This is a genomic window from Streptomyces sp. BE303, assembly GCF_036290945.1.
Lineage (GTDB): Bacteria > Actinomycetota > Actinomycetes > Streptomycetales > Streptomycetaceae > Kitasatospora.
The window spans coordinates 147219-164672 of the sequence record NZ_JAQYWZ010000961.1 but is presented as its reverse complement, the minus strand read 5'-3'; the positions used below and the strand labels follow the sequence as shown (position 1 = coordinate 164672).

Annotated in this window: 14 protein-coding genes and 1 tRNA gene; 1 reads left to right on the top strand and 14 read right to left on the bottom strand. The window is 72.9% G+C overall.

Annotated elements, in window-relative coordinates; genetic code table 11:
* From PUR56_RS43085 to PUR56_RS43050, 8 genes are all read right to left on the bottom strand, one after another.
* Positions 1–149 (bottom strand): NAD-dependent epimerase/dehydratase family protein (locus PUR56_RS43085; protein WP_329883372.1); only part of this gene is annotated, 149 nt, incomplete at its 3' end.
* A 344-nt stretch (positions 150–493) separates the two neighbouring features.
* Positions 494–1162, bottom strand: coding sequence for a response regulator transcription factor (locus tag PUR56_RS43080; RefSeq protein WP_329883360.1), 669 nt, complete (start codon positions 1160–1162; stop codon positions 494–496).
* Positions 1163–1331: 169 nt separating this feature from the next.
* A tRNA-Thr gene (locus PUR56_RS43075) sits at positions 1332–1404 on the bottom strand.
* A 109-nt stretch (positions 1405–1513) separates the two neighbouring features.
* Entirely contained in the window at positions 1514–1924 is a 411-nt protein-coding gene (locus PUR56_RS43070) for a winged helix-turn-helix transcriptional regulator (protein ID WP_329953011.1), read from the bottom strand.
* Positions 1925–2152: 228 nt separating this feature from the next.
* Positions 2153–3493: an MFS transporter gene (locus PUR56_RS43065; RefSeq protein ID WP_329953010.1), complete on the bottom strand. Its 1341-nt coding sequence runs from the start codon at positions 3491–3493 to the stop codon at positions 2153–2155.
* Between the two features lie 158 nt (positions 3494–3651).
* Positions 3652–4821 carry a type VII secretion-associated serine protease mycosin gene (mycP, locus tag PUR56_RS43060; protein ID WP_329953009.1) on the bottom strand — a complete coding sequence of 390 codons (1170 nt, stop codon included), beginning with the start codon at positions 4819–4821 and terminating at the stop codon, positions 3652–3654.
* A 218-nt stretch (positions 4822–5039) separates the two neighbouring features.
* Positions 5040–6671 carry a WXG100 family type VII secretion target gene (locus PUR56_RS43055; RefSeq protein ID WP_329953008.1) on the bottom strand — a complete coding sequence of 544 codons (1632 nt, stop codon included), beginning with the start codon at positions 6669–6671 and terminating at the stop codon, positions 5040–5042.
* Positions 6672–6715: 44 nt separating this feature from the next.
* Positions 6716–7267: a hypothetical protein gene (locus tag PUR56_RS43050; RefSeq protein ID WP_329953007.1), complete on the bottom strand. Its 552-nt coding sequence runs from the start codon at positions 7265–7267 to the stop codon at positions 6716–6718.
* A 386-nt stretch (positions 7268–7653) separates the two neighbouring features.
* Here PUR56_RS43050 and PUR56_RS43045 point away from each other — a divergent pair, with 386 nt between their 5' ends.
* On the top strand, positions 7654–9660 hold the full coding sequence (locus PUR56_RS43045) for an FUSC family protein (RefSeq protein ID WP_329953006.1): 2007 nt from the start codon (positions 7654–7656) through the stop codon (positions 9658–9660).
* A gap of 169 nt (positions 9661–9829) precedes the next feature.
* Here the strand turns inward: PUR56_RS43045 and PUR56_RS43040 are convergent, their stop codons facing one another.
* From PUR56_RS43040 to PUR56_RS43015, 6 genes are all read right to left on the bottom strand, one after another.
* Entirely contained in the window at positions 9830–11644 is a 1815-nt protein-coding gene (locus tag PUR56_RS43040; RefSeq protein WP_329883353.1) for an ABC-F family ATP-binding cassette domain-containing protein, read from the bottom strand.
* 165 nt (positions 11645–11809) lie between these two features.
* Positions 11810–12742 carry a 4-(cytidine 5'-diphospho)-2-C-methyl-D-erythritol kinase gene (locus PUR56_RS43035; RefSeq protein ID WP_329953005.1) on the bottom strand — a complete coding sequence of 311 codons (933 nt, stop codon included), beginning with the start codon at positions 12740–12742 and terminating at the stop codon, positions 11810–11812.
* 9 nt (positions 12743–12751) lie between these two features.
* The gene (gene rsmA, locus PUR56_RS43030) at positions 12752–13621 is read right to left on the bottom strand and encodes a 16S rRNA (adenine(1518)-N(6)/adenine(1519)-N(6))-dimethyltransferase RsmA (protein ID WP_329883351.1); all 870 of its coding nucleotides are present in this window, start codon (positions 13619–13621) and stop codon (positions 12752–12754) included.
* A gap of 267 nt (positions 13622–13888) precedes the next feature.
* Complete coding sequence (locus PUR56_RS43025; RefSeq protein WP_329953004.1) at positions 13889–14767, bottom strand: TatD family hydrolase; 879 nt, start codon at positions 14765–14767, stop codon at positions 13889–13891.
* Between the two features lie 37 nt (positions 14768–14804).
* Positions 14805–16430, bottom strand: a complete 1626-nt coding sequence (gene metG, locus PUR56_RS43020; RefSeq protein WP_329883349.1) for a methionine--tRNA ligase — start codon at positions 16428–16430, stop codon at positions 14805–14807.
* A 276-nt stretch (positions 16431–16706) separates the two neighbouring features.
* A complete protein-coding gene (locus tag PUR56_RS43015) occupies positions 16707–17174 on the bottom strand; it encodes a hypothetical protein (protein ID WP_329953003.1) in 468 nt (155 codons plus the stop codon).
* Positions 17175–17454 lie beyond the last annotated feature (280 nt).

The window sequence follows — 17454 nt, the reverse complement described above, 5'->3', positions numbered from 1 at the left end:
TCGACGAACTCCGCACCGGACGGCACGCCCGCACGGAAGCCCGTGGAGAGATCGTCCAGGACGGTCACCTGGTGACCCGCCTCCAGCAGGTGGGCGGCCACCACACTGCCGACATAGCCGGCGCCACCCGTGACCAGGTACTTACTCATGCTCGACCTCCAGCGGACGATGGTTTCCGCCGTCGGCGGGCCATCGGAGACGTACGTACGACTGCGGCCCATTCTCCCTGGCCCCCAGGGTGCTCCGGACCATCGGGACGGCCACCCTATGCCAGGTTTGACCCGGTTCCGGATGCCCGTACGAGCCCCGTACGCCCGCACGACACTTCGGGCTTCGCGCCCGCAGCCGGGCCGCGCGTTCCCGAACGGCGGAGCACCCCGCTCCGGGGCCCGCCGCGGAGGCCGGAGCCGGGCCCGGGCCGGGCGCCCGGAGACGGGACCCGGGCCGTGGAACCGGGGCGTGGAACCGGGGCGGAATCGGCGCCGCGCCACGCTCAGGGCCGGGCCATCCGGTCCAGCAGCCCGGTGCGCGCCGCGACCGCCGCCGCCTCCAGGCGGGTCCGGGCACCGAGCTTCATCAGCACCCGCTGGACGTGCGTCCGCGCCGTGCTCGCGGCGATCCGCATCCCCGCCGCGATCGCCGCGGTGTCCTCGCCGTCCGCGATCCGCGCCAGCACCTGGACCTCACGCCGGGTCAGCAGCCGCAGCAGCCGGACCGCCTCGTCGTCCGGCTCCGCCGCCGGCCTGAGCAACTGGTCGAAGGCGCCCCGGAGCACCTCCACGGTGACCGCCGCCTCACCCGCCCGGGCCCGGGCGATGGCCCGCTCGACCACCTCGATCCGCTCGTCGCTCGGCACGTAGCCGGCCGCACCAGCGGCGAACGCCCCTGCCACTCCCCGCAGTTCACCAACCGGACCGAGAACGATGACCGCCACCTCGGGCCGCTCCCGGCGGATCCGGCGCAGCCCCTCGAAGGCCCCCGGATCGGCCGGCGCGGACACGCCCAGCAGGCACACCTCCGGCCGCCGGCCCGCCACCAGGTCGGCCGCCGACCCCGCCGGCGAGCCGACCGCGAGCACCCGGTGACCACGTAACTGGAGCGCGGTGGCCAGCGCCTCCGCCAGTAGCCGGTGGTCGTCGACCACCACGAGTCGAACACCCATGAGGCCCTCCAGGTCGGCGTCCGGCCCGCGCCCCCGCCCGCTCGGGACAGGTGGCCGATGACGCACCATCACAGCGCATTCCGTACCCGACTTGCTAGGCCGTCTCACCGCCACCGCGAGGGCGGACACACGAAAAAGACCCCCGCCTGATGGCGGAGGTCCTTTGCCGAGCCCCCATGCGGAATCGAACCGCAGACCTTCTCCTTACCATGGAGACGCTCTACCGACTGAGCTATAGGGGCTTGTTCACCTCGTCCGCGCCAGCCTGACCACTGCCCGCTCGAACAAGGAAGACACTACACGGCCCGGCGCCGGAAAGGGAAATCGACCCGGGCCGGGATCCGGCCGCGTTCAGCCCTCCCCGTTCGCCCGGTCGACCCCCTCCCGGACGGCCAGCATCGCCGGGGCGTGCTCCTCGGTCCAGCGACCGAGCGGCGCGACCAGATCGGCCAGCTGCAGGCCGAGCGGCAGCAGCTCGTAGACCACCCGCGGCGGCGTCTCCGGGTACACCGTGCGCCGGACCAGCCCGTGCCGCTCCAGCGTGCGCAACGACTGGGTGAGCATCTTGCGACTGATCCCGTCGACGGCTCGCCGCACCTCGGAGAACCGCTGCCCGCCCAGCTCGCCGAGGCTCATCACGATCAGCAGGGCCCACTTGTCCGCCAGGACGGCGAAGACGACCCGGCTGGGACAGAGCCGGGCGAAGACATCGAGCCCCTGCGCCTGCCCGACCACCGCCGGACGGCGCTCCTGTGTCGTCATGCCGCCAGCGTAGCGATCCGGGCCCCCGATCCCCCTCGGTCACCAGAGGGGGGACCCGGTCCCCCGCCCGGACACTCCGCCTTCCCTTCCTACCCGGCGGCACGGGCTCGCCGCCACCGGCCTCACCAACTCGGCCTCATCAACTCGGCCTCCGGGAGCGGCGACCGGAGCACGGCCCCGGCCACCGCGCCTGCGCCGGCCCCCGGCCGACCCCCGCCACCGCGCGCGCTACGCCGCCGGGTCCGCCTCCGCCCCCAGGCGGCCGGTCACCCGGCGACGCCCGCCGTGCGCCCCGGCCACCGCCAGGTCCGTCCCGCTCGTCTCCGGCAGCAGCCGCAGGCAGAGCAGCGCCACCACCCCCCACACCGCCAGGTACCAGCCGACCGGCTCCGCCGTCCCGTACGCCTCCGTCAGCCTGGTCGCGATCAACGGGGTGGTCGCCCCGCCCACCACCCCGCCCAGGTTGTAGGTGAGCGCCGCCCCCGTGTACCGCACCCGGGTCGGGAACAGCTCCGGCAGGAACGCCGCCAGCGGACCCAGCAGGCACCCCAGCACCACCATCGCGCCCGCCAGCGCCAGGAACATCAGCGGCCGGCGCACCGTCTCCAGCAGCGGGAACAGCACCAGACCCCACGCCACCGCCAGCACCGTCGCCAGCTGCAGCGTCCACCGCCGCCCCCACACGTCACTGCGCCGCGCGCTCAGCCACACCGTCACGCCCTTCCCCGCCGCGCCCGCCAGCAGCATCGACAGCACCAGCGTGCTCGGCACCCCGAGTCCCGTCGTGGCGTACGCCAGCGCGTACGTGGTGGTCAGGTAGAACAGCGCGTACCCCACGGTGATCGCGCCGCAGCCGAGCAGCACCGTCCGCCAGTGCCCGCGCAGCACCTCCATCACCGGCGCCCGCTCCGCCCCCGTCCGCACCTCCCCCTTGAACAACGGCGTCTCCTCCAGCCGCAGCCGCACGAAGAGCCCCACCGCCACCAGCGCCAACGACGCCAGGAACGGCACCCGCCAACCCCAGGACCGGAACGCAGCCTCGTCCAGGCCCAGTTGGAGCGCCAGGAACACCCCGTTGGCCAGCACGAAGCCACTCGTCGGCCCCAACTGCAGATACGCCCCGTACCGCCCGCGCTGCCCGGCCGGCGCGTTCTCCGCCACCAGCAGCGCCGCACCGCCCCACTCGCCGCCCAGACCCACCCCCTGGCACACCCGCAGCACCACCAGCGCCACCGGCGCCCACCACCCCCACACCGCGAACCCCGGCAGCAGTCCCACCGCGGCCGTCGACAGCCCCATCAGCAGCAACGACACCACCAGCGTCGTCTTCCGCCCCAGCCGGTCCCCGAAGTGCCCGAACGCCACCGCCCCCAGCGGCCGGGCCAGGAACGCCACCGCGTACACCGAGAACGCCGCCAACAGCGCCCCCACCGTGCCCAGTTCGGGGAAGAAAACCCCGCCGAAGACGAGCGCGGCCGCCGTCCCGTAGATAAAGAAGTCGTAGAACTCGATCGCCGTACCGATCAGCGCCGCAGCCGCAGCCCGCCGCATCTGTCCCTTCGCACCCATACCACCACCCTGGCGACCTCCCGACGCCCCGGACCAGCCTCCACCCGAGTGACACCGGCGCCCTCGCCCCCACCACGCGCCGCCCCGCACGCCGGTCCGAACTCCCGCCCGGAGAAGGCCGCGTACCGCCCAAGGCGCGGAGCACACCTGCCGTCGGGCTACCGCACGTACGGGTTGCCACTCGGCGGCACCCCGGCCGCCCCGGGCCGCGCCGACCGCCGCCGCACCACCACGAACGCCACCCCACCGGCCACCAGCACCAACCCGCCGGCCACCGCCGCAACCACCGGCACCACACCACCCGAGCCGGCCGCTTCGCCGACCGCCTTACCCTCCCCCGGAACACCCGAGGAACCCGCCGGGCTCACCGGAGCCGCCGGAACCGCCGGAGCGGCCGAGGACGGAGCGGGTGAGGATTCACCGACCGCCCGCTCCGGAATCGGATACACATCCGCCGGCCCCGGATCCCCGGGCTCGGTCAGGGCAACTCGCGGGCGCACAATGCCGTATCCGACGATGTCATTCCGATCGGACCCGTCCGTCGGCTTCCCGGCGGTGTTGATGAGTACCCGCACAACTTGATTGGCACTCCATTCAGGGTGAACCGCCCACAGCAGAGCAGCGGAAGCCGAGACGATCGCTGCGGCATCGGACGTTCCGTGAGTCTTGCAGTACCCCGAAGGCCCAATACACGCGTTGTACATGTCGACACCGGGTGCAGCAACATCGACCTGCGGCCCCTGTTCCGACTCCGGCGCAACCCAGCCGTTCCGGTCCACCGCCCCGACACCGACCACTCCCGGCAATGCTCCTGGATACTCGATCGGATTGCCCGACTGCGCCGAGTTCCCGACGCTGGCGACCACCAAGGCACCCTTGGCGGCTGCGTGCGAGACGGCACCCGTCATCGCCGCCATGTCGGCCTCCGACGCGCCAGCCAAGGTGCCGCCCTGAGAGATGTTGATGACCTTGGCACCCTGGTCAGCCGCATACGTAATGGCATGTCCGATCTGCTTGAAGAACTCCGTCGTGGCAACCCGACCCGCGTTCGAGTCGTTCTTGATCTTCAAAGGCAGAACCCTTGCGCCTGGGGCCAGGCCGAATGCCCCCTTACCACCCATCCCCTTGCCGGATCCAGCAATGAGACTGGCAATACCGGTGCCATGCCCATCAGAGGAGGTCCCCACCCCGCCTGGCAGACCGCTAAAGTCTTTCCCCGGTAAGAGCTGGCCCAGAAGGTCCGGATGCTCAAAGTTGAAACCACCGTCAATGACAGCGACTGTGATGCCCTGGCCTTTGCTGGTCGTCCAGATCTCGGGCACCTTCATGACATCAAGGTGCCATTGCTGCTCTCGGATCGATTCCACAGCAAGTGCAGGTCCCGCCACCGGACCGGCGACGATCCCTGCCGCGAGCACCGTCGCAGTGACCCCCCGCCCACGCACCCATACGCTCGTCCGCCGCATCACAGCTCCCTCGTCGGTCTCGCCGTCAGGTCCGCACCGGCCACCGGGGTGAGCCCAACGGCCGGGCGATCGTTCCCGCGCTACTCGATCACGCCCGGATTGCTCCTCGGAGTACCGCTGGTCCAGGTCTCCTCGTCCTCGTGCAGGTAGTCGGCCCGCTTGCGGCGATCGCGCCCGCTCCGCTCCGCCGTACCGCCCATCATGCCCGGCCCCATCATGCCGTTCTGGACCTGACGCGCCCCGCCCTCGGCAGCAGCCCCAATGCCTGGAGCCCGGTTCCGTAGGCCACTCCCGCCAGGCGTGAACTCCCCGCCGGCCACCGGGCCGCTCTGCTCACCGATGACACCGCCCCCGGTGGAACCGGAGCCACGTCCACGCGAGCCACCTCCCACCACACTGCCGCCGCCAAAACCGCCCATGCCCGGTTGAACACCTCCGCCCTGACCACCGGCCGTGCCCGCCCGACCCTGAGCCTCGCGCGTCCCGAAGAGCGGGCCGGACCCACTCGGTCCCGAACCACTGTTTCCCGCAGGAAGGTTCCCGCCTCCGAAGGTGCCTGCGCGGTTCGGCGGGACAGATCCGCCACCACCCTTGACGGGCGCGACAGCGCCACCGAACGGACCGGTCCCTCCGAACGGGGCAGGCCCACCAACGGGGTGAAGGACGGGATCGTTGCCGGGGGTGGTCGGATACCCGGGCACGCCCCCTTGGCCGTGCGATGACACGGAACCGCCATGGCCAGGGCCCGCAGAGCCGGTCGGAGTCGGCGCGGGCGGAAGGCCGTCGAGGCCGGTACCGGGCCGGTCAGTGGGGTACCACGGGGACGGGGACGCTCCCGACTCGCTTGGGTATCGCGGCAGCGGCGCCGATCCACCGGGAGACGAACTCGGTGGGACGTGGCCCAAAGGGCCGGCCCCCTGCGAAGCCGACGCAGACGGATGACTCGCCATGGAGCCGCCACCAGCGACGTAGCCGGTACCTGCTGGGCTGTGGCTACCACCGCGGTAGCCACCACCACTTCGCGAACCGCCCGTGGAGCCACCGGATCCTACGTACGCACCACCACCAATCGTGACGTTCTCCTCACTGTTGCGTGCGCCATGGCTTGATTCGCCCGGCAGCTCAGGCAGCTTGAGGCCGTTCAGCTTGGTGGTCGCGGCCTCGTACGCCTGCCCCAACTTCTCCATCTGGTGAATGGCTTCCTGGTGCGCGGCCTCGACGCGTTTGTGGGCCGCCGCGGCCTCCGCGTAGGAGACCCAGGTCGGGTCCTCCTTCTTCATGATCGCGTCGGTCATCACGGACGGGTTGCCGATCCCGGCCACGCTCACCGTCGAGGGCTTCAGACAGGGCTGCTTGGAGTGGCGGTCCACCGTGTCGATGTCGGTCTTCGGCGGTTCCGGCACGCCGGTCTTCGCGGTGCTCAGCGCCTCGCCGGCCTGGACCATCGCGTCGCCGGCACCCTTCGAGTACTCGCTGATCATCGCCGCCGACCTGTTCAGGTCCGTGGCCCAGGTCTTGAAGCTCTCGGCGGCCGGGCCTTCCCACTGGATCTGGCCGAGGTGGGCGGCCAGCGCCCGACTGAGGTCGTCCAGGACCCGGCTGGCCGCCTTGAGCTGGTTACCCCGGCTGGTCACCTTCGTCGGATCGCTGTTGATGACCATCGACTTGAGTCTGGCGTGCTCGATTCCCTCGAAGTTCGTCCCGCCTGCCATCAGTTGCTCCCCCGTGTCACTGGAACTCTTCCCCCGGAGCGGCGTCATGAGAAAGACCCGCCACCGCCCTGCTTCGGCGCCGGTCCGTGCGGTCCGGCCGCCGGAATGTAGGTGTCGGCGTTCTTCGCGACCGCCTTGACCGCCGCCGTCTGGTGTTCCTCGTTGCTCCCGTACGTGCCCGCCGTCTGGGCGACCGCCGCGCTCATCCTGCCGATCTGGTCGGCGAAGGCCTTCGAGAGCTGGGCGATCGCCGCGTGCGTCTTGTCGTACGCGGCCATCAGGTCCTTGGACTCACTGAAGCCGGTGCCGAGGTTCCCCTCCGCCAGTTTCTGTTCCTTGACCTTGTGCTGGGCGGCCTCCGACCCCTCCAGGGAGGCCAGCAACGCGTCGACCTTCTTCTTGAAGTTGATCAGCGTGTCGAGTTCGACCTTGACGTCCTTGGATCCGAACGCCGCCACCAGCGCTGTGGCGCTGACGTCGACCTGGACCTGACTGGCCGTCCTGCCGATCCAACTGTTGTCGAGCGACCACGGCTTCACTTCGCCGTTGGGGCCGTCCGCCCAGCCCGCGCCGCCCGGTCCAGCCTCGCCTGGCACAGCAGTCCACCTCTCCCCCGTTCGCGGGGCGCCCCCGGCGCCACGCCGCGACGTACCGTCAACTACACGGCCGTGCAAGCGGAACGGGCCCGACGACCGGCATCGTCCCGCCCGGGCGCACCCGTCCGCCCGTAGGCCGGGTGCCGCCCCGGCCATGGTAGCCACCGCCCCGCCGGACGGGCAGGGACCATGGCCCGCCTGTATGCGATCGGTACGAACGTGACACACGGCGAGGGGCCCCGCGCCCCGGGGCAGGCCCGCCCGTGGCCCCGCCCGCGGCCCCCGACAGCCGGGGACACCCGGCGGGCGCACCCGGAGGACGCCCCGCCCCGACGGTTAGACTGATCGGGTCCGGTTCCGCCGGATACGACCTCATCTGCCGCGCAATGTCGCACAGCAGCGATCCGGGCCGCCCCGCTCTCCACCCGGGGCAGGCCCCGCAGCAGATCGGACGCAGCCTCGTGACCGCCGCCCCGCCCGCCGACGCCCCCTGGTGGGCCCGCGCCGCCCGGCCGGCGCGGCCTCCGCTGCCGCTCGCGCTGATGGTGCGCGCCGCGTTCGGCATGGCGGTGCCGCTGGCGGTCGGCCTGCTCACGCACCGGGTGGACCTCGGCGTGTTCGCCGGGCTGGGTGCGATGCACGCCACCATGAACGACCGGATCGAGCCGGTCCGGCTGCGCGCCCCGCGGATCGGCGGAGCCGTCCTCGCGTCGGCACTCGGCATGCTGATCGGCACCGCGCTGCAGCACCTCCAGCCGGCTGCGCTCACGCTGGGCGCCGTGTTGACCGTCACGGCCTTCGTCTCGGGGGCGCTGAGCGCGACCGGCCCGCGGGGTTCGGCGGCCGGCATGCTGCTGTTGGTGTCGGCGGCATTGGGCAGTGGCATGCCGCTGCCTCACCCCTGGTGGGCGGCGGCGCCGATGATGCTGGCCGGTGCGGCGTTCGTGGTCCTGCTGGGCCTGCCGTCGCGCAGTTACCGGCGGCCCGCGGCGGATCCCCGCAACCGCGCGCTGGCGGCCGCGTACGACGCGCTGGGCCGGGTGCTGGCCGATCTCGGTACGCCGCAGGGCGCGGCCTCCCGCCAGGTGCTGACGGCCCGTCTGAACCAGGTGCAGGACCTGCTGCCCCCGCCCCGCCCCCGTCTGCCCGATTCACCGCGCACGGTCCGGCTCCGCCGGATGTACGAGGCGGCGCTGGCGGCGACCGAGGCGGCGGCCGGTCTGCTGTGGGCGTGGCGGCCGGTCCCGGCCGAGGTGGCGGAGGTGCCTGCCCGGCTGGCGCGGGCCGTGGAGCGCGGCGGCGGCGAGGTGCCGGTGCCGGACTGGCTGCCGGACACGCCGTCGCGGCGGGCGTTGGACGTGGCTCTGCGGGCGGCCTCGGAGACGGTCGCGGGCCGCGAGGCGGCGCCGGGCACCGCGCCCGCCCCGCCGCCGGATCCGTGGCGGCTGCGGGTGCGGCTGCTGTCGGCCGCCTCGGTCCGGTACGGGCTGCGGGTGGCGCTCTGCATCGCGGTCGGCTCGGCCGTCACGGCGTCGCTGCCGCTCAGCAAGAGCTACTGGGTGCCGATGACGATCGCCTTCGTGCTGAAGCCTGACCTCGGGTCGGTGTTCCTGCGTGCGGTGAGCCGCTCGGTCGGAACGGTCCTCGGGGTGGCGGTGACGGCGGGTCTGCTCTCGCTGACCACCGACGCCTGGGCGCTGACCGGGATCGCCGCGCTCTGTGTGGCCCTGCTGCCGTACGCGACGGCGGCGCACTACGGGCTCAACACCGTGGTGATGACGCCGATGGCGTTGGTCCTGTTGCAGTTGGGCGGGCAGAGCGGGGCGGCCGAGTTCTGGCCCCGGCTGCTGGACACCGTGCTGGCCAGCGCGATCGTGCTGCTGTTCGGCTACCTGCTCTGGCCGGAGCGTGCGCGTCACCGGATCGAGCCGCGCCTGGTGACGGCGGCTGCGGCGCTGGAGTCCTACCTGGCCTCCGTGGCGCAGCCGGACGGTCCCCAGCCGCTCGCCGAGGTGTGGTTGCGCCGGACCGCCTACCGGGCGCTGGCCGACGCCCGGTCGGAGGTGGAGCGGGGGCTCTCCGAGCCTCCGCCGACCGGGCGGCTGGCCGCGCAGTGGCTGCCGGCGACGGCCGCGCTGGAGCGGCTGAGCGGCGCGGTGGCGGCGTTCGCGGCGCAGCGCCGGTACGGCGGCCGGGTGCCGGATCCGGTCGAGGTGGCGCGGGTCCGGCGGGCGCTGGACGATCTGACGGCGGCGGCCCGCGCGCATCGTCCGCCCACGCGCGCGGCGGTGCGGCCGACCCGGCCGCACGACCCGACGCGCAGCGCGCTGGGCCGTGCGGCGGACGAGCTGGACACGCTTCTCGGCAATGGTCGGCCCGACGGTGGCCGGTAGGCACCCGCAGGCCGACCGCAGAGGGCAGGCGGACGCCACCGGCCCGGCACCCGCAGGGCGCCGGGGGCCGCCCTCGCCGGACGTGGACCGACCCAGAGCCGACCCAGTACCGGCCTGGTACCGGCCTAGTACCGACCCAGATCCGGCCTAGAGCCGGCCTGGTACCGGCCTAGACCTGCTCGGCCAGCTCCAGCCAGCTCAGCTCCAGCTCCTCCTTCTCCTCCCGCACCGCCCGCAGCTGGGTGTCCAGCTCGGCGACCTTGGAGAAGTCCGCGGCGTGCTCCGCGAGCTGGGAGTGCAGCTTGGACTCCTTCTGGTCCAGCTTGGCGATCTGCCGCTCCAGCTTCTGCATCTCCTTCTTCGCCGCCCGGGCGTCGCCGGACGACAGCCCGGTGGCGTCGGTGGCGGAGCCGGAGGCCGCAGCGGGGACGGCCGGGGCCGAGGCGGCGGCCATCCGGGCCCTCCGCTCCAGGTACTCGTCGACGCCGTTCGGCAGCATCCGCATCCGCTGGTCGCCGAGCAGCGCGTGCGTGACGTCCGTGGTCCGCTCGATGAAGAAGCGGTCGTGGCTGATGACGACCATGGAGCCGGGCCAGCCGTCGAGGAGGTCCTCCAGCTGGTTGAGCGTCTCGATGTCGAGGTCGTTGGTGGGCTCGTCCAGGAAGAGCACGTTGGGCTCGTCCATGAGCAGCCGGAGCAGCTGTAGCCGGCGCCGCTCGCCGCCCGACAGGTCGCCGACCGGCGTCCACTGCTTGTCCTTGCCGAAGCCGAACTGCTCGCAGAGCTGGCCGGCGCTCATCTCCCGGCCCTTGCCGAGGTCGACCCGCGAGCGGACCTGCTCGACGGCCTGGAGGACCCGGATGTCCGGGTCGAGCTCGACGACCTCCTGGGAGAGGTAGGCCAGTCGGACCGTCTTGCCGACCTTGATCACGCCGGACGCGGGCTGGACGTCGCCCTCCGAGGCGTACGCGTCGCGCATCGCGCGCAGCAGCGAGGTCTTGCCGGCGCCGTTGACGCCGAGCAGGCCGATCCGGTCGCCGGGGCCGAGCTGCCAGGTCAGGTTCTCCAGGAGCAGCTTGGGCCCGGCCTTGACGGTCACGCCCTCCAGCTCGAAGACGGTCCGGCCGAGGCGGGCGTTGGCGAACTTCATCAGCTCGCTCTTGTCCCGCGGGTCGGGGACGTCGGCGATCAGGGCGTTGGCGGCCTCGATCCGGTAGCGCGGCTTGGAGGTGCGGGCGGGGGCGCCGCGGCGCAGCCAGGCGAGCTCCTTGCGGGCCAGGTTCTGGCGCTTCTGCTCCTCGACGGCCTCGATCCGGGACCGCTCGGCGCGCGCGAAGACGTAGTCGGAGTAGCCGCCCTCGTACTCGTGGACGGCGCCGTTCTGGACGTCCCACATGCGGGTGCAGACCTGGTCGAGGAACCAGCGGTCGTGGGTGACGCAGACGAGTCCGGAGCGGCGCGCCTGGAGGTGCTTGGCGAGCCAGGCGATGCCCTCGACGTCGAGGTGGTTGGTGGGCTCGTCGAGGACGATCAGGTCGGGCGAGCCGAGCAGCAGCTTGGCGAGGGCGATCCGGCGGCGCTCGCCGCCGGAGAGCGGGCCGATGACGGTGTCCAGGCCGTTGGGGAAGCCGGGCAGGTCGAGTCCGCCGAAGAGTCCCTCGATGATGTCGCGGATGCGCGCGTCGCCGAGCCACTCGTGGTCGGCGCGGCCGGCGATGACCTCGTGCCGGATGGTGGCCTCGGGGTCGAGCGAGTCGTGCTGGGTGAGGACGGCGAGCTGGAGGCCGCCGGAGTGGGTGATCCGTCCGCCGTCCGGTTCCTCCAGCTTGGCGAGCATCCGGATCAGGGTGGTCTTGCCGTCCCCGTTGCGTCCGACGACGCCGATCCGGTCGCCCTCGCTGACGCCGAGGCTGACCCCGTCCAGAAGGGCCCGGGTGCCGTAGACCTTCGTGACGGACTCGATGGTGGCGAGGTTGACGGCCACGTGTGCTGCGCTCCAGGGTTCGAGGAATCGGGGCTCGGGCGGAGCCCCGATCCTCCCCAGCCTAGTGGGCCGCCTCGGCCGACCCGGCCGCCGAGCGGTTCGCCGGGGCGGGGCCCGCCCCGCTCGGAGCCGTCCGCGCCCCGCGGGACGAAGCCCCCGGCCGCCTCACCCGGCGAGGACCGCCGCCCCGGGCACCGGCCCGTGGGTGGCGTGCGCGGCCCGGCAGCTGCCGGAGGCGCGCAGCGCGGCGGCGACGGCCTCGGCCGCGTCGGCGTCCTTGGCCAGGAAGGCGCAGGTCGGTCCGGAACCGGAGACCAGGGCCCCGAGCGCGCCCGCCTCGGTGCCGGCCCGCAGGGTGTCGGCCAGGGCCGGCCGCAGGGAGAGCGCGGCGGGCTGGAGGTCGTTGGCGAGCGCCCCGGCGAGGGCGACGGCGTCACCGCCGGCGAGGGCGGCGAGCAGGGCGGGGTCGGCGTCGGGGGTGGGTACCTCGGTGGCGGCGGAGCCGGTGCCGGCCTCCTCGCGGAGGCGGTCGCACTCGCGGAAGACGGCGGGGGTGGAGAGGCCGCCGTCGGCGACCGCGAAGACCCAGTGGAAGGTCCCGGTGACGGGCAGCGCTTCGAGGATCTCGCCGCGGCCGCGGCCCAGGGCGACGCCGCCGGCCAGGGCGAACGGCACGTCCGAGCCGAGCTCCGCCGCCAGGTCGAGCAGCACGTCCGCAGGCGTGTCCAGGCCCCACAGGGCGTCGCAGGCGACCAGCGCCGCCGCACCGTCGGCGCTGCCGCCGGCCATGCCGCCGGCCACCGGGATGGCCTTGGCGATGTGCAGGTGGACGTCGGGCTCGGCGAGGCCGTGGTGGGCGGCGAGCAGCCGGGCGGCGCGGGCGGCGAGGTTGTTCCCGTCCAGCGGGACGGCGTCGGCGTCCGGACCGGTGCAGCCGAGCGTGACGCCCTGCCCGGGCTCGCCCGGGGTCGCCGTCACCTCGTCGCCGAGGGCGACTGCGAAGAAGACGTTGGCCAGGTCGTGGAAGCCGTCGGCGCGCAGTCCGCCGACTCCCAGCTGGACGTTGACCTTGGCGGGGACTCGTACCGTGACGCTCACTGAGGGCCCTTACTCCGGTTTGTGTTCGGCGATCGCGGCGAACTGCTCCACCGTCAGCATCTCGCCGCGCAGCTTGTGGTCGATCCCGGCGCCGGCGAGTGCCTGCTCGGCGGCGGCGGGGGAGCCTGCCCAGCCGGCGAGTGCGGCGCGCAGGGTCTTGCGGCGCTGGGCGAACGCGGCGTCGACGACCGCGAACACCTCGTCCCGGGTGGCGGTGGTGACGGGGGGCTCGTGGCGGATCAGCGAGACCAGCCCGGAGTCGACGTTGGGCGCGGGCCAGAACACGTTCCGCCCGATGGCCCCGGACCGCTTCACGTCGGCGTACCAGTTGGCCTTGACGGACGGCACGCCGTACACCTTGTTGCCCGGCTTGGCGGCGAGCCGGTCGGCGACCTCGCTCTGCACCATCACCAGCGTCCGTTCGATGCTGGGGAAGGTGGCGAGCATGTGCAGCAGCACCGGCACGGCCACGTTGTACGGGAGGTTGGCGACCAGCGCGGTCGGCGCGGGGCCGGGCAGCTCGGTGACCACCATGGCGTCGCTGAGGACCAGGTCGAAGGCGTCGGCCTTGCCGGGCATCCGGGCGGCGACGGTGTCCGGCAGGTGCCGGGCGAGCACCGGGTCGATCTCGACCGCGGTGACGTGCCGGGCGGCCTCCAGCAGGGCCAGGGTCAGCGACCCGAGCCCGGGCCCGACCTCGACCACCGCGTCCTCGGCGGTCACCCCCGCGGCCCGGACGATCCGCCGCACGGTGTTGCCGTCGATGACGAAGTTCTGCCCGCGCTGCTTGGTCGGCTTGACGCCGAACGCTTCCGCCAGGGCCCGGATGTCCGCGGCGCCGAGCAGATGGCTGTCAGGGGTGGGGTCGGTGGTGCTCACGCGCCAAGGATACGGGCGCGGAGGGTGCTCGGAGTTCGAGGACCGCCGCGAGGTCGATCTCCACGGGGTACGGCGCCGGGGTCCGCAGCACGCCCTCGTGCTGCGCGACGGGCAGGTGGACGCCCTTCTCCGCGTCCCGGTGGAACTCGTGGACGATCGGCAGGTTGTCGACGCCGCGGCTCCCTCACTGCACTGATGCCGGTCAGCCCAGGAGTGCCCCGGGAGTGCCGAATCGTTCCTCCGGAACCCGATGTTCGTTCGATCGGATCAGTACCCGAACGCCCGGGCCGTGTTCGCCGCGAGGGCCGTGGACAGCTCGTCCTCGTGCAGCCCCAGGGTGTCCGCCATCGACCGCACCGTGACCGGGATCAGGTACGGGGCGTTGGGGCGGCCGCGGTAGGGGTGCGGGGTGAGGAAGGGCGCGTCCGTCTCGACCAGGATCCGGTCGAGCGGGGTGGCGGCCAGCGCGTCGCGCAGCGGCTGGTTGGCCTTGAAGGTGACCGGTCCGGCGAACGACAGGTACCAGCCGTGCTCGGCGCAGACCTCGGCCATCCCGGCGTCGCCGGAGTAGCAGTGGAAGACGGTCCGCTCGGGGGCGCCCTCCGCCAGCAGGACGGCGATGACGTCCTCGTGCGCGTCCCGGTCGTGGATCACCAGGGCCTTGCCGTGGCGCTTGGCCATCTCGATGTGGCGGCGGAACGACTCCTTCTGGATCTCCACGCCCTCCGGCCCGGTACGGAAGTAGTCGAGGCCGGTCTCGCCGACCGCGACGACCTGCGGCAGCGCGGCGAGCGCGTCGATCTCGGCCAGCGCCGCGTCCAGGGCGGCGGCCCCTCCCGGGGCCCGCCGCTGACCGGACCAGCCGTCCGGGTCGCCGAGGAAGATCCGCGGCGCCTCGTTGGGGTGCAGCGCGACGGCCGCGTGCACCTGCTCGTACTGGGCCGCCAGCTCGGCGGCCCAGCGCGAGCCGGGCACGTCGCACCCGACCTGGACGACGGTGGTCACCCCGACCGAGGCGGCGCGCGCCAGGCCGTCGGCGGGGGTGCCCGACTGCATGTCCAGGTGCGTGTGCGAGTCGGCCACCGCCACCGCCAGCGGGGCCGGCAGCGGAGGCGGGGTCGACCGGTCGTCGTCCTTCTTCGGCATCAGTCGTCGTCCTTCTTCTCTGCCGCGAGGGCAGGCCTCAGGAGGCCGGCTTCTCTTCGAGCCGCGGGAACAGGATGTCGCCCTTGGTGACGGTCGAGCCGACGGGCAGCAGGCCCCATCGGGCGGCACCGACGACGTCCTGCTCCGCGAGCGCGCCCAGGCCCTCGGCCGCGCCCAGCGAGAGCCAGAGCTTCTCGGCGGTGGCCGGCATCACCGGGTTGAGCAGCACGGCGGTGGCGCGCAGGGACTCGGCGGCGGTGTAGAGGATGGTGGCCAGGCGGGCCCGGCCCTCGGCCGACTCGTCCTTGGCGACCTTCCACGGCGCCTGCTCGGTGAGGTAGCCGTTGACCTGCTTGACGAACTCGAAGATCGCCGCGAGCCCGCCGGCGAAGTCCAGCTCCTCGCCGATCTTCCGGTCGGCGGTCCGCACCGCCGCCGCGAGGCCGTCCGCGACGGCCTGCTCGGCGTCGCCGTGGGCGGTCGCGGCCGGGAGCGCGCCGTCGTAGTACTTGCCGACCATCGCCGCCACCCGGGAGGCGAGGTTGCCGAAGTCGTTGGCCAGCTCGGAGGTGTACCGGGCGGCGAAGTCCTCCCAGGAGAACGAACCGTCGGTGCCGAACGGGATCGCCCGCAGGAAGTAGTAGCGGTACGCGTCGACGCCGAAGTGCGAGGTCAGGTCGGTCGGGGAGATGCCGGTCAGGTTGGACTTGGACATCTTCTCGCCGCCGACCATCAGCCAGCCGTTGGCGACGACCCGCTTGGGCAGCGGCAGCCCGGCGGCCATCAGCATCGCGGGCCAGATCACCGCGTGGAAGCGGAGGATGTCCTTGCCGACGAGGTGCACGGAGGCGGGCCACAGCTCGGCGAACCGCTCCGGGTCGGCGCCGTAGCCGGCCGCGGTGATGTAGTTCTGCAGCGCGTCGACCCACACGTAGAGGACGTGCTTCTCGTCCCAGGGCAGCGGGACGCCCCAGTTGAAGGTGGAGCGGGAGATGGAGAGGTCCTGCAGGCCCTGCTCGACGAAGCGCAGCACCTCGTTGCGGGCCGTCTCGGGGGCGATGAAGCCGGGGTTCTCCGCGTAGAACTCCAGCAGCTTCGGGCCGTACGCGGAGAGGCGGAAGAAGTAGTTCTCCTCCTCCAGCCACTCGACCGGCTTCTTGTGGATCGGGCAAAGCTTCTCGTCCTCGGTCGCACCGTCGAGCAGCTCGGCGGGGAGCTTGTACTCCTCGCAGCCGACGCAGTACGGGCCGGAGTAGCCGCCCTTGTAGATCTCGCCCTTGTCGTACAGGTCCTGGACGAACTCCTGCACCCGGGCGGTGTGCCGCTCCTGGGTGGTGCGGATGAAGTCGTCGTTGGCGATCTCCAGGTGCTGCCAGAGCGGCTTCCACGCCTCCTCGACCAGCTTGTCGCACCACTCCTGCGGGGTGACGCCGTTGGCCTCGGCGGTGCGCAGGATCTTCTGACCGTGCTCGTCGGTGCCGGTCAGGTACCACACCTTCTCGCCCCGCTGGCGGTGCCAGCGGGTGAGGACGTCGCCCGCCACGGTGGTGTACGCGTGGCCGAGATGGGGGCGATCGTTCACGTAGTAGATCGGGGTGGTGACGTAGTACGCGGAGGTGGTGCCCCCGGTGCTGCTGGTGCTGTGGTCTGCAGTGGCCGCCATGGTCGGAAAGCTTAGTCGGGTGCGCGGACCGCCCTCGACCGGCCGCTCGGCGAGGGGCCTCGCCGCAGCCTCGGGCAGGACCCGTCCGAGGGGCCGGACCGCCCGCGCGACCGCCCGGCCACCACTGCCCGGCCCTCCGGCCGTTCAACCCTAGAACCCCGCGAGCCCCGCGAGCCCCGTAAGCCCCGTAAGCCCCGTAAGCCCCGTAAGCCCGCGCGAGCCCCGAGAACCCTTCGATCCCTTCGGTTCCTTCGCTCCCCGCGGCCTCGCGGCCGATCAGCCCCGCAGCCGCGCCCAGAACCGCGACCAGGCTCCTCCCTCCGCGCCGGCACCCTCCGCCGCCCCGCGCGCCCGGACCGGCCGGGCGACGACCGGCCCGGCGGGCTCGGCGTGGTCGGGGTAGCCGGGGGCGTGCTGGCCGGTCCGCTCGGCGACGGCCACCCGGCCCTCGCGCATGATCCGCACGGTGTGGCCGCCGCAGCCCGGGCAGGTCGGCTTGAGCAGCGGCGACGGCACCCGGACACCGTTGGCGTGGTACTCGAACACGACGTGCCCGTCACGGGCCACGTGGTGCTCGATGTCGTACGCCTGCTCCCACCCGTACCCGCAGCTCAGGCACGCGAAGGAGTAGGCCTCCCGGACGGTCTCGACGGGAGTGTGCGGCCGGCCGGTCGGGCCGGGGCTGCTCGGGCCGGGGTCGCTCAGGGCGTTGCCGCCGCGGGGGCTACCGATCGTCTCGCTCATAGCCGTCTCCCAGCGCCCGCCGGACGCTCGCCCGGCTGGGTCTTTCCATCCCAGGAAATGCCCGGAACCTCCCCGCCGATGCCCGTCTTGTGAAGACTTGGAGGCGGGTTGGGAATCCCTATACGAAAGGGTGGTTCCTGCCCGAAAACCTCGACCGAAACTTCAGCTGGGTGGGCGTTTACCGGGGCCTTCTCTCCAAGGTACGCGCCGGTCCGTCCACCGGCACCCCCGCGCCGGACGGCCGGGGCGGCGCCGGGGTCCGGCCCGCCACGGCGCACCG